The 14,831-nt window shown below is 66.3% G+C and carries 15 protein-coding genes and 1 tRNA gene; 7 read left to right on the forward strand and 9 right to left on the reverse strand.

What is annotated here, in order from left to right; genetic code table 11:
* Positions 1 to 21: 21 nt before the first annotated feature.
* The gene (locus tag D6T63_RS09400) at positions 22 to 300 is read left to right on the forward strand and encodes an HPr family phosphocarrier protein (protein WP_120148737.1); all 279 of its coding nucleotides are present in this window, start codon (positions 22 to 24) and stop codon (positions 298 to 300) included.
* 274 nt (positions 301 to 574) lie between these two features.
* Here D6T63_RS09400 and D6T63_RS09405 read toward each other — a convergent pair whose 3' ends face one another.
* The 4 genes from D6T63_RS09405 to D6T63_RS09420 all read right to left on the reverse strand — a co-directional run bounded on the left by D6T63_RS09405 (position 575) and on the right by D6T63_RS09420 (position 3,915).
* Positions 575 to 1,297, reverse strand: coding sequence for a hypothetical protein (locus tag D6T63_RS09405; protein WP_120148739.1), 723 nt, complete (start codon positions 1,295 to 1,297; stop codon positions 575 to 577).
* Positions 1,294 to 2,031, reverse strand: a complete 738-nt coding sequence (locus D6T63_RS09410) for a hypothetical protein (RefSeq protein ID WP_328588666.1) — start codon at positions 2,029 to 2,031, stop codon at positions 1,294 to 1,296. Before D6T63_RS09410 ends, D6T63_RS09405 begins: the two co-directional genes overlap by 4 nt.
* Before the next feature lie 145 nt (positions 2,032 to 2,176).
* The gene (locus D6T63_RS09415; protein WP_120148742.1) at positions 2,177 to 2,419 is read right to left on the reverse strand and encodes a hypothetical protein; all 243 of its coding nucleotides are present in this window, start codon (positions 2,417 to 2,419) and stop codon (positions 2,177 to 2,179) included.
* Between the two features lie 227 nt (positions 2,420 to 2,646).
* On the reverse strand, positions 2,647 to 3,915 hold the full coding sequence (locus D6T63_RS09420; RefSeq protein ID WP_120148744.1) for an endonuclease/exonuclease/phosphatase family protein: 1,269 nt from the start codon (positions 3,913 to 3,915) through the stop codon (positions 2,647 to 2,649).
* 261 nt (positions 3,916 to 4,176) lie between these two features.
* Between D6T63_RS09420 and D6T63_RS09425 the strand changes: the two genes are divergently transcribed.
* Positions 4,177 to 4,932 (forward strand): ZIP family metal transporter, encoded by a 756-nt coding sequence (locus D6T63_RS09425; RefSeq protein ID WP_120148746.1) that lies wholly within the window; start codon positions 4,177 to 4,179, stop codon positions 4,930 to 4,932.
* 62 nt (positions 4,933 to 4,994) lie between these two features.
* Here D6T63_RS09425 and D6T63_RS09430 read toward each other — a convergent pair.
* A tRNA-Lys gene (locus D6T63_RS09430) sits at positions 4,995 to 5,068 on the reverse strand.
* A 139-nt stretch (positions 5,069 to 5,207) separates the two neighbouring features.
* Here D6T63_RS09430 and D6T63_RS09435 point away from each other — a divergent pair.
* The 3 genes from D6T63_RS09435 (at position 5,208) to D6T63_RS09445 (ending at position 7,700) form a co-directional block, all read left to right on the forward strand.
* Positions 5,208 to 5,855 carry a hypothetical protein gene (locus D6T63_RS09435; RefSeq protein WP_120148747.1) on the forward strand — a complete coding sequence of 216 codons (648 nt, stop codon included), beginning with the start codon at positions 5,208 to 5,210 and terminating at the stop codon, positions 5,853 to 5,855.
* Positions 5,856 to 6,071: 216 nt separating this feature from the next.
* Positions 6,072 to 6,689 (forward strand): DUF47 domain-containing protein, encoded by a 618-nt coding sequence (locus D6T63_RS09440; RefSeq protein WP_120148949.1) that lies wholly within the window; start codon positions 6,072 to 6,074, stop codon positions 6,687 to 6,689.
* Positions 6,690 to 7,700, forward strand: a complete 1,011-nt coding sequence (locus tag D6T63_RS09445) for an inorganic phosphate transporter (RefSeq protein ID WP_120148749.1) — start codon at positions 6,690 to 6,692, stop codon at positions 7,698 to 7,700. It begins immediately after the preceding gene.
* A 108-nt stretch (positions 7,701 to 7,808) separates the two neighbouring features.
* On the opposite strand, the gene pstB is transcribed toward D6T63_RS09445, so the two are convergent.
* From pstB to D6T63_RS09465, 4 genes are all read right to left on the reverse strand, one after another.
* Entirely contained in the window at positions 7,809 to 8,588 is a 780-nt protein-coding gene (gene pstB / locus D6T63_RS09450; RefSeq protein WP_120148751.1) for a phosphate ABC transporter ATP-binding protein PstB, read from the reverse strand.
* Between the two features lie 30 nt (positions 8,589 to 8,618).
* Positions 8,619 to 9,725 (reverse strand): phosphate ABC transporter permease PstA, encoded by a 1,107-nt coding sequence (pstA, locus tag D6T63_RS09455; protein ID WP_120148753.1) that lies wholly within the window; start codon positions 9,723 to 9,725, stop codon positions 8,619 to 8,621.
* A complete protein-coding gene (gene pstC / locus D6T63_RS09460; protein ID WP_120148950.1) occupies positions 9,726 to 10,658 on the reverse strand; it encodes a phosphate ABC transporter permease subunit PstC in 933 nt (310 codons plus the stop codon).
* A 138-nt stretch (positions 10,659 to 10,796) separates the two neighbouring features.
* Complete coding sequence (locus D6T63_RS09465; RefSeq protein WP_120148754.1) at positions 10,797 to 11,915, reverse strand: phosphate ABC transporter substrate-binding protein PstS; 1,119 nt, start codon at positions 11,913 to 11,915, stop codon at positions 10,797 to 10,799.
* A 224-nt stretch (positions 11,916 to 12,139) separates the two neighbouring features.
* Between D6T63_RS09465 and D6T63_RS09470 the strand changes: the two genes are divergently transcribed.
* Both D6T63_RS09470 and radA read left to right on the forward strand, forming a co-directional pair.
* Entirely contained in the window at positions 12,140 to 13,267 is a 1,128-nt protein-coding gene (locus D6T63_RS09470) for an FUSC family protein (RefSeq protein WP_120148756.1), read from the forward strand.
* Between the two features lie 58 nt (positions 13,268 to 13,325).
* Entirely contained in the window at positions 13,326 to 14,711 is a 1,386-nt protein-coding gene (gene radA, locus D6T63_RS09475; RefSeq protein WP_120148759.1) for a DNA repair protein RadA, read from the forward strand.
* Positions 14,712 to 14,831 lie beyond the last annotated feature (120 nt).

Genomic DNA, 14,831 nt, shown 5'->3' on the forward strand with positions numbered 1-14,831 from the left:
CACCCATCGAAGGAGCGCATCATGGCAGAACGCAGAGCAACAGTGGCGAGTCGCGTAGGTCTGCACGCCCGTCCGGCATCCATCTTCGCGGAGGCCGCGGGTGAGCTCCCCATCGAGGTCACGATCGCCATGGACGGCGAGCCGGCGGATGAGGCGATGGACGCCTCGAGCATCCTCTCGCTCATGAGCCTGGGGGCGTCGCACGGCGACGTGATCGTCCTCCGCGCCGAGGGTGACGGCGCCGAGGACGCGCTGGAGAGCCTGGCCCGCATCATCGAGACGGACCACGACGCCGAGTAGCAACCTCAACAACACAGGGCACCATCCGCTGTCGATACATGGCGGATGGTGCCCTTTGTGCGTCCCCAACACTGTTGGACAGGTAGCTGGGTCCACCCGTTCTCATGGGCCCACCTACCTACCGGATAACAATCCGCTGCCCCCCCCACGGGCAGCGGCAGTTACATAATCATTATATTTCCACACGATCATGAAAACGTGAATAGGTCAGGGACACGATTGCGTCACTTTCCCGTCGCGTGCTCCTTGGTCGGCATCGTGCCGGACGAGGCGGCTAGGCGAGTTTGTTCGCCTGCCTGTGGCTCCGCCTGCTGACGATGTGGCTGAGCCAGATCAGGCACAGTCCCAGAACGGTCAGGAGGATGGCCAGGAACGGCAGGATGATGTCCCATTGCTGAAGCTCGATCGGCATGAGCCGCAACACGACATAGGCGACCACGATGGCGAATCCGCAGGCCAGCAGCCCACTGGCAACCCGGTGCAGGGGGCGGGAGCCCCTGTCGAACGCCGCCCGGAACCCCGGCACCACCAGGCACGCCGCTACGTAGGCGGGATACAGCCGGCCGACGGCGGCGTATTGCAGGACGGTGTCCTGGGACCCGAAGTCGCGCAATCCCGTCGAACTGCCCTGCAACTCGCTCGCGAGGAAGAAGTACACGGTCGCGGAGATGGTGATGATCAGGACGGCGATCCCGAAGGGGCCCACAATCATGCGGCGGGCACCAGCGGAATCGAAGGCAGCGGCCATCCTGACACCGATCAGCAGGAATACCGCGTACAGGAAGAACCGGATGAGCAGGTTTGCCAGATTGACGCCGCCCATCAGGGCGTCCACGGCCAGGTAGATGGCGTCGAGGGACAGTGCGACGGCAATCGTCAACAGGACCAGGGCAGTGAAAACCACCTTTCCGCGCCCGTGAAGGACACCGGGGAGGCGGACGATCGCGCCGAGCGCGCACACCGCCAGGACGATCCACTGGATAGCAAGATTGTTCATCCCAGGTTCTCCCACATCGCGCGGTCCTTGCCATCCTCGAGTTCTGCCCTGCGGATCTGCTTGCCGAGGACGTCGAGCCGATCCCGGGCGAGGAGGACCAGGTCGAGGTCAGGCAACGCACAGAGGGCGCGGGCCCGGCCATCCTGCGGCCACCCTCCCTCCTCCGGAGTGAGGAGTCCGGTGACCACCAGCCCGCTGGTGAGTGAGACGCCGGCGATCCGCGCTGCCTGCACTGCGATCTCGGGGGCGAGGCGACCCGCTGTGAGCTGGGCCGACAGGTTCTGTCGAGCGACGCCGGTACTCTCGGCGAGCTGCTGGCGGAGGTCCCCCGGGTCGATGGCCTCGATCCATGCGCGCACCGAATTCCGATGGGGGAACGGGGCGAGATTCAGCTGTAGATCGCTCCCCGCATACTCCTTGTCCTCGCTGCGCGCCACGAGGAGCCTGAGGATGTCGACGTGGCTCACCTGACTGACTAGCTCATCGTCCGTCGGCGGGCGGACACCGGCGGGCACGTCCCCGAAGCCTTCGAAAACGGCGAGCGCCTCCACAGGAGGAAGACTGTAGCCCCGCGCGATGGAGACGATGGTCGACACCGACACCTTGCCGCGCACGAGCTGCTGCGCGAGCGTGGACCTCTTGATCCCCGCGACCCTGCAGACATCGGACACAGTGTCCTGGGGTGCGATCCGGGAACGCCACAGCTGGAACGCCTTGGCTGTGACGGCCATCATCACCTTTCGATTGGACTTTACGGTGTCGTGTCGAAGTATACTGAGATCGCTGGCTCCGACTTCTGCGATTCCCCCATACGCAGAACTCGGAGCCAGCTCCATTTAACCCGTCGGCATCACACGATGAGTCGGTTTCCCTAGCCTTTCACCAGCGGACTTTCTTCTCCTTCTTGCCCTGCTTGCTGCTTTCATTGGCGGCTTTCACATGGCCGGCTCCCGTTGAAGCTGTCGGGTTGGCGGCCTGGCTCTTCTTCGCCAGCGCCAGCTTTGCTCTTGGATCATCCTGCAGTCTCCGCGGCTGGGAGCCCGTCGGCGCGGTGACCTCACTGGTACTCGCTGCGCTCTCGGTGCCGGTCGGGGATTGTTCGTTCTGGGGCGTGCTGGTCATGGTGTTCCTCTCTGAGGTGTGCGCCCGTGCAATGCGTCGGAACACGACAGCACAACGGCAGGGATACCTGCGGGAGTGCCGGGGAGTCGGACAGATTCAGCGGGCGCCTGCGGAAGGGGTGTCATCGACACATGGCGCGGATCGCGGGCGAACCCGGATCGCCTACTGAAACGGAATTGTCCTCATGTTTCCGACCGTACACCCGGCTCCAGCGCTCGGACAAGGGCCTAGCGTTGCCGTCCGCCGGTCAGCGTGAGGTCCACGAAGACCAGCCTGTGGTCACTGGTGGGGAACGGGAAGATCCCGGTCAGCTCCGCACCGGGCATACCTGCGCGTGGCCAGAACACGCCCGACGCCGTGACCCTCAATGTGCGGGACGGCAGCACGTAGTCGGCCCGGATGTTACCGGCGCTCTGATCCTCGAAGTCCGCCGTGTCGAACTGGGCATCACTTCGATGACCGGCGTTGGCACTCCCCTGCAGGGCCGACGCCTCGGTGGCACCGTCGGAGGACGGCAGCGGGTCCTGGACCAGCTTGTTGCCGAGCAGCTGGTCGATCGAGCCGTCGAGCGAGTCCCCGTCAAGGGAGTCGCTGTTCTGGTCACCCATGACGACGAAGCGTTCACCGCGCTTGAGGCCGCCGGCCGCGCCGTCGTCGTCGTAGATATAGGAGGCATCTCCGCCGCCGGTGACGTAATCGGACCAGAAGCGGATCTCGTCGCTGTTGCGCCTGCCGTTTCGGTCCTCCTGCCCGTCGAAGACGGGGGGAGTCGGATGACTCGCGAGGACGTGGACAGTCCTGCCTGCGATACTCACCGGCACGTCCCAGTGCGATTTGCTGGACAGGGGCAAGTCACCGAGCTCATCCGCCGAGTACCAGTCTCCCTGCGCCTCCGTTGCCGGATTGTCGGGCAGGAGCGCGCCGGGCATGTCCTTCCAGAGGAAGTTCCGGAAGGTGCGGACGGACTCCGTCTGGATCGGGTACTTCGAGTAGATGACCATGCCGTACTGGCCCTCGAACATCCCGAAGCCGAGGGCATCGTCAGCTCCACCGATCCGCCCGTCATTGTTGAGGTCGTCACCGCTGGGGACGCCGGTGTTGGACGGCGCTGTGTAGACGTAGGGATATTCGAGGGGCGCTTTGCCGTTCTGGCTGACGCCCAGGTAGTTCCTGCTGAAGAGGTCGGCGGCCCTGTTGCCCGGTACGTAGTCGAACTCGTTGAGGAGAACGACGTCGGGGCGGTTGATCTGCAGGACTTCCGCGATCGCACGGGCCTGCGCATCGCCGGGAGTGCTGAGGTCGCTGACGAGCTCACCTGTGGCAGATCGGTTGAGACTCGCGTTGTAGGTCGCGAACCGGACGTCCTGCCTGATCGGTTGGCCGTCCTGTGTTACGGAGCGCGAGTCATCCGCCGGGACTGCACTTGCGGCGGGAACACCTGCTACGAGGAGGGAAACGGCCAGCACACCGGCCGAGCACAGCGCCAGGACCCGCATGTACCCCTCCTCAGGTCGTCGGACCGCCGATGCCCGATCGGGCAGGCGACACCGACGGTGGTTCACCCCGGTACCCCGAGCCTAGCTGGCGAGGACCCGGCGAAACGGGCCGGCTGATAACGATTCAAAGTCGTCATCCGGGAGACGTCCGCGACGTCAATCGTCCGCGCTCCGGTTTGTCGCCCTGCAACCTCCCGTCCTCCTGTGTCAGGCTGGGCCAGGTTTCGTCGTCGTGCCGTAGGGCACCGGAAGGGAGGCTCCATGCCTCTGTGGCTACAAGCCTTCGCGTGGGGTGCGATCGCGGGAGGTGCCCTGGTCATCGGGGCGGCGATCGCGTGGAAATGGAAGGTGCCGCCGCGCACCGTTTCCTTCGTGATGGCCTTCGGCGCCGGAGTGCTGATCTCCGCGCTCGCCTTCGAGCTGGTCGGCGAGGCGGAGGACGTCGGCGGACTCGTTCCCACGGCGTCCGGCTTTCTCGTCGGAGCCGTCACCTACGTCGGGGCCAATGCCGTGCTGGCACGCAAGGGCGCCCAGCACCGCAAACGATCTGGCGATCAACAGCCGTCGGAGGCGGACAGTGGCGGCAGCGGCAACGCGATCGCGCTCGGGGCGTTGCTCGACGGCATTCCCGAATCAGTCGTCCTCGGCCTCGGACTCGTGGCTGGAGGAGCAGTCAATCCGGCCGTGCTGATAGCGATCTTCATCTCCAACGTCCCGGAGGGACTGTCGAGTACTGCGGGCATGAAGACCGCCGGGCGCGGTTCCCGATACGTGTTCGGCCTGTGGGGCGGCATAGCGCTCATCTCCGGCCTGGCCGCCCTTGCCGGGTACTCGCTCCTGGCCGGGGCGTCGGGCGTGACGGTCGCGTTCATCACGGCAATCGCCGCCGGAGCCATCCTCGCCATGGTGGCCGACACGATGATTCCCGAGGCGTTCGAACGCCAGCACATGTTCACAGGACTCATCGCCGCGCTCGGATTCCTCACCGCCTTCGTGGTCCATGAGGTATCCGGCTAGGCTCACCGACCGCGGATACGAAGAAGGACCGCGGACTACTCCGCGGTCCTTCTTCGAACGGGTGGGCCCTGAGGGGCTCGAACCCTCGACCCACGGATTAAAAGTCCGTTGCTCTAGCCAACTGAGCTAAGGGCCCCACATCACGCTGCACCGGACCGAGGATCCGACGTCGTGCAGCGTCGACCCGCTAACTTTATCGCAATCGCCCTGGCCCCGAGGACTGCGGCGGGCACCCCGTCCCATGGCCGGGAATCAGGCAGGAGTATCCTCGTTCCATGGACGGCGACTACACGAACAACAGCCCACGGCCCCACAAGCCGAAGCCATTCGCTCCCGCAGACTTCGAGGTCTTCGCGGGGGGAGTAGATCCCTCACGGGTCTCCGAGGCCGCCCACATGGCAGCGCACGCCCTCGTGCATCACGGGCGTGATGCCGACGATCCCGATGTGACCCGCCGCCTCGTCGAACTAGCCGACCAGCAGGGCCTCGAAGCCATCGCCGAGATGTGGGCCGAAAGCCCCGCTCGTTCGCTGCCGGGAGCTCTGTGGAGACTGTACGCATTGCGCGCAGCCACCCAGCAGAACCCGGATCGTATCGCCGCCTACTTCGCATCCGGCAAGGAGGACGCGCAGGTGTCGAAGGTTGTCGCCGGTGTCGCCGAACCTCCAGGAGCCGCCGAGATGACAGCGATGGCAGACACGATCCTGTCCGGCGCGTTCGAGGGCGACTTCGACGTCGCCCTCGAACGCTTTGCGGCGTTCTGCCGCGTCGTCGCGCTGGGCCAGGCGCACCACGCCGACGGCGCCGAGCTCGCGAACGGCTCGCATGCCTCCCGGCTGACGCGCAATTCGCATCAGCTGATCAAGACCGCGGAGGACCTGGAGCATGCTGCCGCGTCCTGGCGGCGCGGGGAGCTCGACTGAACCGCCCTACCGGGGGCTGCTGTTGACAGCGGCTCCCGGTAGGGCAAGACTTAACACGGCGTCGAACCGTGGAACCCCCGGGCTTCAACACTCAGCCGCTCCGAGCGGCCTTCCGCCGAGAGGCGCTCCCGGTTCGACGCCACTACTTTGTTCACCGGGACCCGGTGCGACGGCAGCCGCAACGCTGACACCATCCGATCCTTCGAGGAAGACTCCGTGAAACTACGCCTCTTCCCTCAGGAGAATGCTGGGCTCGAACTGCTCGCGCGGATGGCGCGCCAGCTGGTGCTCGGCGTAGGGACGATGTCTGCCATTCTCGGCGCCTCCACAGAAGAATACGACCACCTTTCCGAGGAACTGCACCAGCACGAGTCGGCGTCCACGGATCTGCACTTCGCCCTCCTGACCTCCATGCGGACCTCATTCATCAATCCGCTGCCACGGGAGGACCTCTACGTCCTCTCCCGCCTTCTGAACGAGGCCATCGAGAAACTCGACGGCGCCGGGGAACTCATCGCGCTCTACAAGCTGAGCAAGCTGAGCCAGCGTGCCGCCGACCAGCTGGAGGTCATCAACCGGCAGGCGGAGCTGACCGCCGTCGCCATGCAGCGGCTGAACTCGATGGAGGATCTCGAGGAGTACTGGATCGAGATCCTGCGCCTGGCGCGGCGTGCCGAACGGACGCACCGCAGCTGGTGCGCGGAGCTCCTCAACGATCACAAGCCCCTCGTATACGCGCGGCACCGTGATGTCGCCAACCAACTGGTGGACGTCACCAAGGACATCCGGCGGGTCGCAACCCAGGTGGGCAGCATCCTCGTCAAGGAATCGTAGGTGGAGCCCCTCCTCCTCGGTGCGGTGATCGTCGCCGCAGGCGGCTTCGCCTTCCTCAACGGCTTCCATGATGTCTCGAACTCCGTCGCGACTGCCGTGCGGACCAGGGCGCTCACCCCGACGGTCGCCGTCCTGCTCGCGGCACTCTTCAACCTCATCGGCGCCCTGCTGAGCACGTCCCTGGCCCTGTTCTTCACTGACGCCGCCCTCGGCCTACCCGAGGGCGCCACCGGGCTCGGCATCCTGATGGCGGCGCTGCTCGCTGCCTGCATCTGGGGCGTCATCACCTGGTACCGCGGCAAGCCGTCGTCGTCCACCCACGCGCTGCTCGGCGGCGTCATCGGCGCGGGCGGCGCCTCGCAGCTCACCAACGGTCCGGCGATGAGCGGCGCCGGGGAGACGCTTCTGCTCCAGATCATCCTGCCTCTGGTGCTCTCGCCGGTGGTCGCCTATCTCCTGGCCTACGCAGCGGTGTTCCCGGCGACGTGGCTGCTGCGTCACGGCTCACCGGCGAAGGTGAACCGCGGGAACCGCATGGCCCAGTCCGTACTGGCCGGGGTCTTCGCCCTGGGGCACGGCCTGCAGGACGGCCAGCGGACCATGGCGGTGATCCTGTTGGCCCTGGTCGGCTCGGGTTACGCGACGGGCTCCGACATCCCTCTCTGGGTGCAACTGTTCGCCGCCGTGCTGCTCGCGACGGGCTCCCTCTTCGGCGGCTGGCGCATCACCCACACGCTCGGCAAACGGCTGGTGGACATCGACCCCCTGCGTGGCATGACGGCCCAGGGGGTGAGTTCGGCCATGCTGTTCATCGGCGCAATCTCCCTGCACTTCCCGCTCTCGAGCACGCACACCATGACCTCGGCGATCGTCGGCGCCGGTGCGAATCAGCGGTTCGCGTCCGTCCAGCGACCGCGGGTGGCCCGAATCCTCCTGATCTGGCTCGGGACCGCACCTGCCACCGCGATCATGGGCGCCGTGTTCTTCCTGGCATTGAATCCACTCTTGTAACAAGCAGGCCGGCCCACGGCTGCTGCAGGCCGTAGACCGGGACAGGCCGCGCGAACGACGACGGCGACCCCCTTGGGAGGGAGCCGCCGTCGTTCCCGCCTGCCAGGTCTATCCGAAGCGGCCGGAGACGTAATCCTCGGTAGCCTGCACGGCCGGCTTGTTGAAGATGGTGGTGGTGTCGCCGTACTCGATGAGCTTGCCCGGCTTGCCCGTGCCTGCGATGTTGAAGAAGGCCGTCTTGTCGGAGACCCGCGCCGCCTGCTGCATGTTGTGGGTCACGATCACCACCGTGTACTCGGATTTGAGCTCGTTGATGAGGTCCTCGATGGCCAGGGTGGAGATGGGGTCGAGGGCGGAGCACGGCTCGTCCATCAGGATCACCTGAGGAGACACGGCGATCGCGCGTGCAATGCAGAGGCGCTGCTGCTGGCCGCCGGAGAGTCCCGATCCGGGGCGGCCCAGGCGGTCCTTGACCTCATTCCACAGGTTCGCGCCCTGCAGGGACTTCTCGACGAGGGAGTCGGCGTCGGACTTGCTGATGCGCCTGTTGTTGAGTTTCACGCCGGCCAGCACGTTGTCACGGATCGACATGGTGGGGAACGGGTTGGGCCGCTGGAAGACCATGCCGATCTGGCCGCGCACGGACACGGGATCGACGGCGGAGTCATACAGGTTGTCGCCGTCGAGCAGGACCTCTCCCTCCACCCGTGCACCCGGGATGACCTCGTGCATCCGGTTGAGCGTGCGGAGGAAAGTGGACTTGCCGCAACCCGACGGACCGATGAACGCCGTCACCGAACGGGCCTCGATGTTGATGTTGACGTCCTCCACGGCAAGGAACTTGCTGTAGTAGACGTTCAGGTCCTTGACGTCGATTCGCTTGGACATTGCTTCCTTATCGGTAGATACCGCGGGTGGTCAGCGGCTGGTCTTGGGGGCGAACATGCGGGCGACGAAACGGGCGACCAGGTTCAGCAGCATCACCATGAGGATCAGCAGGAGCGCTGCGGCCCAGGCGCGCTGGGTACTCGGATCCGGGGACGTCGGGGAGGTCGGGGTGAGGATCTGGTAGTAGATGAAGGTCGGCAGCGTGCTCATCCAGCCGCTGAAGACGTTCATGTTGATGGAACTCGCGAATCCCGCCGTCACAAGGATAGGCGCGGTCTCGCCGATGACGCGGGCGATCGAGAGGGTTACGCCAGAGGCGATACCGGAGATCGCCGTCGGGATGACCACCTTGGTGATCGTGCGCCATTTGCGCACTCCCAGTGCATAGGAGGCTTCGCGGAGTTCGTTCGGCACGATCTTCAGCATCTCCTCCGTGGACCGGACCACGACGGGGATCATGAGGACGGAAAGGGCGACGGCGGCCACGAAACCGGTGCGCGTACCCGGACCGAAGAGGAGCGAGAACAGGGCGGCGGCGAACAGGCCGGCGACGATCGACGGGATGCCCGTCATGACGTCGACGAAGAACGTGATGGCCTTGGTGAGGCCCCTGCCGGCCCCGTACTCGACGAGGTAGACGGCGGTCAGCAGACCGATGGGCACGGAGATCAGCGTCGCCCAGAGCGTGATCTGCAACGTGCCCACCACCGCGTGATAGGCGCCGCCCAGCACCGGCGTCCCGTTCTCGAGCGCCTGATTGTCCACAGCGCCGGTCACGCCGTTCATCGAGGTGAAGAGGAAGTTGTAGTTGAGCCCTGGTACGCCCCGCTCCAGGACGGTCCAGAGCACCGAGACGAGCGGCAGCAGGGCGATCAGGAAGGCCCCGTACACGAGGAACGTGACGAGCCTGTCCTTCGCCTTGCGCTCACCCTCGGCGACGGCGGTGACGATCGTGGCCGTGATGACGAAGACGATGGCCGTGATGACGGCCCAGCCGACGACGGAGAAGCCGATCAGGGTGGCGAGGGCTGCCCCAAGGACGACGGAGGCCGCCAGGACCACCCACACGGCATACGAAGGGAGGTGTCCGCGCGTCAGGTGGGACTGGCGACGCTGGAGCGTCTGGTTCGCTGCCATTTAGTTAGCTCCCGAGAATTCTTGGTGCCGCGTGATGATGAAGCGCGCGATCATGTTGACGATCAGCGTGATGACGAAGAGTACGAGGCCCGCCGCGATCAGTTCATTGAGCCGCAGTCCGAAGGCCTCGGGGAAGTTGAGGGCGATCTCGGCCGCGATGGTCTGGTTGCCGGACTTCACGAGGCTCGCGACGAGCGCTCCGGGCGAGAGGACCAGGGCAACCGCCATGGTCTCCCCGAGGGCGCGGCCGAGTCCGAGCATCGTGGCGCTGATGATGCCGGGGCGAGCGAAGGGCAGGACGGCCATGCGGACCATTTCCCAGCGCGTGGCACCCATCGCGAGCGCCGCCTCCTCGTGGAGGTTCGGGGTCTGCAGGAAGATCTCCCTGCTGAGCGAGGTGATGATGGGGATGACCATGACGGCGAGGACGATACCCGCGGTGAGCATGGTCTTTCCGGTCTGGCTGGCCGGCCCGGTGAAGAACGGTATCCACCCCAGGTTCTCGGCGAGCCAGGTGTAGACCTTGGCCAGCTGAGGGGCGAGGACGATGTAGCCCCAGGCGCCGTAGATGACCGACGGGATGGCTGCCAGCAGGTCGATGACGTAGCCGAAGGCGCGGGAAAACCGCCGGGGTGCGTAGTGCGAGATGAACAGGGCCACGGCGATACCGACGGGCGTCGCGATCAGCAGCGCGATCGTGGCCGCGACGACCGTACCGATGACGATCGGCAGGATGTAGGCGGTGAAGCCGTTACCGCCGGTCACTTCGGCCGGATCGGCGACGAAGGTCGGTGCTGCCTGTACGAGCAGGAACACTGCGACGCTGAAGAGCACTGCCAGGATCAGGACGCCGGCGGCGAGGGAGATTCCGGAGAAGATCTTGTCGCCTGCACGGCCTCGATCTGTCGACGCTTTCAGCGAGTTGGTTGACACGTCTTTGCCTTCCAGGCGGTCGATTTCAGGTGCAGTGACCTGCCCGGGTGCCGGGCCGGTCACTGCTGGTTCCAGCCGTGAACGGCGGACGGTCCCGTCCGGTCTCCATTAGACCAGACGGGACCGAAGGGTCCTTCGCTAGGAGGCGACCTTGATGGAGTCGATCGCCAGCAGGGCCTTCTCGCGAAGAGATTCCGACAGAGGGGCGTTGCCGGCGGAGCCTGCGGCCTCGGTCTGGCCGTCCTCGCTGACGACATAGGAGCCGAATGCCTTCACGAGGTCGACGGTCTCCTGGCTGTCATAGGTGGTGCAGTAGACGTGGTAGCTCACGAGCACGACGGGGTAGGTGCCGGACTCGGTGGTGTCACGCTCGAGCTGGAGAGACATGTCGAGCTCGGCGCGGCCCTCGACCGGGGTTGCGACCTCGACGGCCTTCGCGGCCGCATCGGAGCTGATCTCGGCGTACTCCTCGCCGACCTTCACCTTGGCCGTACCGAGGTCCCCCACAGCGGATGCATCGGCGTACGTGATGGCGCCGTCGGTCGAAGTCACGGTCTGGACGACGCCGGAGGTGCCCTTGGCGTTCTCGGACTGCAGTTCGGCGGGCCATGCACCCCCGACCTCGTAGGTCCAGTCCTCAGGAGCCGCAGCGGCGAGGTAGTCGACGAAGTTCTCGGTGGTGCCCGACTCGTCCGAGCGGTGCACGACGGTGATCGGGGTGTCGGGCAGTTCGACGCCCTCGTTCTGGGCCGCGATCGCCGGATCGTTCCAGGTGCTGATCTCCTTCTTGAAGATCTTCGCGATGGTGGGGGCGTCGAGGTTCAGCTCGGTGACGTCACCGAGGTTGAAGGCGATCGCGATGGGGGAGATGTACGCGGGGACGTTCAGCGCACCGTCCGGGCCGCAGACCTCCACGGACTGGGCCATCTCTTCGTCCTTGAGGAAGGCGTCCGAGCCGGCGAACTGGGCGCCGCCGCTCACGAAGGCCTTGCGCCCTGCGCCGGACCCATCCGGGGAGTACTGCACCATGGCGCCCTGGTTGGCGGCCTCGAACCCGGCCTTCCAGGCCTCCATCGCAGAGTTCTGCGACGAGGCGCCGATGCCGGTCAGGGTCCCGGACACGGCAGTGCCTGCGGCGGAGGACGCGGGTCCCTCCGCGGCGGGCTCGTTGGTGGCGTTGTCGGAACCACAAGCGGTCAGCGCCAGCGCGGCTACGGAGATAACTGCCGCAGCGCGGCCAAAGCGAAGAGCCTTCACTAGATTTTGCCCCTTCCAGGGATGTATTCATCGGTGCACGAGTGGCACTCGGTAGAGATGTACGCGTTCTTGTACATCCTTCAACCTAAGGAGCGCAGGTAACGAGACTGACCAAGGGACATTAACGGAAAGTGAACAGCGCGGGGCTATTCCATTAGTCCAGCCCGTTCGCACCGCTGAATGAGACGAACGTCTCGCTCCGACGCACCTCCTAGACTGAGGGCATGCCGCCGCGCCAGGGACTCACCTCAGCCCTCGCCTTCCTGCGCAAGCGCTCGCGGATAGGGGTCAAGCGCAGCTCGAACTCGGTACTCACGGCACTGCAGATGACGGTGTGCGCGGTGGGTGCGTACGCCTTCGCCGAGGAGGTCCTCGGCCACAACGGACCGCTCTTCGCGGCGACGTCGTCCATGATCTCCCTCGGTTTCTCCCGTGACCCGCGCTTGCGACGCGTGCTCGAGGTGGGCATCGGCTGCACCCTCGGCATCTCGGTCGGCGATCTCCTGCTCACCCTCTTCGGCACCGGCCTGTGGCAAGCTGCCGTGGTCCTGTTCATCTCGATCCTGCTGGCACGCTTCCTCGACAGCGGCACCATCTTCACCACACAGCTCGGCCTGCAGTCCCTGCTGGTAGTGCTGCTTCCGGCTCCCGAAGGTGGACCCTTCACACGCAGCGTCGACGCACTCGTCGGTGGCCTGTTCGCGCTCGTCATCACCATGCTGCTGCCCCGGGACCCCCGCCGTGAGCCGAAGACGAACGTGCGGGGACTGCTCGGCGAGTTGTCCGGCGTCCTCAGGGACAGTGCTTCCGCCCTTCGCCAGAGCGACTCGACCCTCGCCTGGCACGCGCTGGTGCGTGCCAGGAACTGCCAGTCGCAGCTCGACAGCCTCACCGGAAGCATGCGGGCGGCGCAGGAGGTCGCAAAGATCTCCCCCGCCTATCGGCGCCACCGGGACGAACTCGGGTCGTTGCGCAGCGCGGTCGAGTCCATCGACCTCGCCATCCGCAACAGCCGCGTCTTCTCGCGCCGCCTGACATCGGCCATCAACCACGCGGCCCTGACGGACGAGGCGATCGAGAGCCTCAGCCAGTCGCTGGAGGACACGGCCGACGCCGTCGACGTCCTCAGCCGCTCCCTGTCCGCGCGGGACTCCGCCGAGCGCCGTCTGAACCAGCGGCAGGCGCGCAATGAACTGGCGGCCGTTGCCACGGACCTGCATCCGCAAACGCTCGGGATCAGCCGCCTCGAGGGCGAGGGCCTCGTGCTGCTCCTGCGCCCGCTCGTCGTCGACCTGCTCGAGGCGACCGGGCTTTCCCACGAGGACGCCGCCGAGTACCTCCCCCGACTCTGAGCACACACATACGGGCGGCGTGGGCGGCTCTGTCGGTGGCCGCCGGTAGCCTGATTCCATGACCACGAAGACATCGACCGCCGCACGCGCCGGCCGCAGCAACACCCCGAACTTCCGCTGCGCGGAGTGTGGATACACGACGGCGAAGTGGGTGGGCCGCTGCGGCGAATGCCAGGCCTGGGGGACCGTCGAGGAAACGGGCCAGGTGGTCGCCCGTACGACGGCGGCGACGGCGGTCACCACGCCGGCCCGGCGTATCGCCGACGTGGACGCGACGCTGTCCGGCTTCCAGCCGACCAAGATCGATGAACTGGACCGTGTGCTGGGAGGCGGACTCGTACCGGGTGCCGTGATCCTCCTCGCCGGTGAACCGGGGGTGGGGAAGTCGACCCTGCTGCTCGACGTCGCCGCGAGGGTGGCCCGGCTCGGCAAGAACGTCCTGTATGTCACCGGCGAGGAGTCCGCAGCCCAGGTCAAACTCCGGGCGGACCGCATCGATGCCGTGGCCGACTCCCTGTACCTCAGCGCCGAGACGGACCTCGGCCAGGCGCTCGGCCAAGTCGAGAAGATCGAGCCGGCACTGCTCATCGTCGATTCCGTGCAGACCCTCAGCAGCGCTGCCGTGGACGGCAGCGCCGGTGGCGTCACGCAGGTGCGGGAGGTCGCGGCGTCGATCATCGGGGTGGCGAAGGCCCGCGGTATGACCACGCTCCTCGTCGGTCATGTCACGAAGGACGGTTCCATCGCCGGACCGAGGCTGCTCGAGCACCTCGTCGACGTCGTCTGCCAGTTCGAGGGCGAGCGCCACTCCCGCCTCCGGCTCCTGCGGGCCGTCAAGAACAGGTACGGGCCGACGGACGAGGTGGGCTGCTTCGATCTGACCGACGGTGGCATCGAGGGACTGGCTGATCCCAGCGGCCTTTTCGTGTCACGGACCAAGGACCCGGTGTCCGGCACGTGCATCACCGTGACGCTCGAGGGACGCCGTCCGCTTCTCGCCGAGGTGCAGGCCCTGCTCGCCGAATCCCCGAACGCGCAGCCGCGGCGGGCCACGAGCGGTCTCGACAGCTCACGCGTCGCGATGCTGCTGGCCGTGTTGCAGAGCCGTGCGTCCGTCAGCCTCCACAAGGACGACAGCTACGTGGCGACTGTGGGCGGTGTCCGGCTGACCGAACCGGCGACGGACCTCGCCGTCGCCCTTGCCATCGCATCCGCCAAGACGGACCACCCCCTGCCCGCGCGGCTCATCGCGTTCGGCGAAGTGGGACTGGCGGGCGAGGTCCGTCCCGTTCCCGGCATCGGTCGACGCATCCAGGAGGCGGAGCGTCTCGGCTTCACCCACGCCATCGTCCCCGCGTCTCCCGGCGGGACAGGCCCCGTCCCCAAGGGGTTTTCGGTGCGGGAGGTCTCGACCCTGGCCGAAGCGCTGGCACTGCTGTTCTAGGCGGGCGCCCCGGCAGTGTTACCGATCTGCGACCGGGGCCGATACAGAGGAATTTGCGCGCGCACGTAGTATTATCCTCGGCTGCGCGGGCACATCCGTGGGCTTTGCCCGCCGTCCGAA

It is taken from the genome of Arthrobacter cheniae (genome assembly GCF_003602275.1).
GTDB lineage: Bacteria > Actinomycetota > Actinomycetes > Actinomycetales > Micrococcaceae > Arthrobacter_D > Arthrobacter_D cheniae.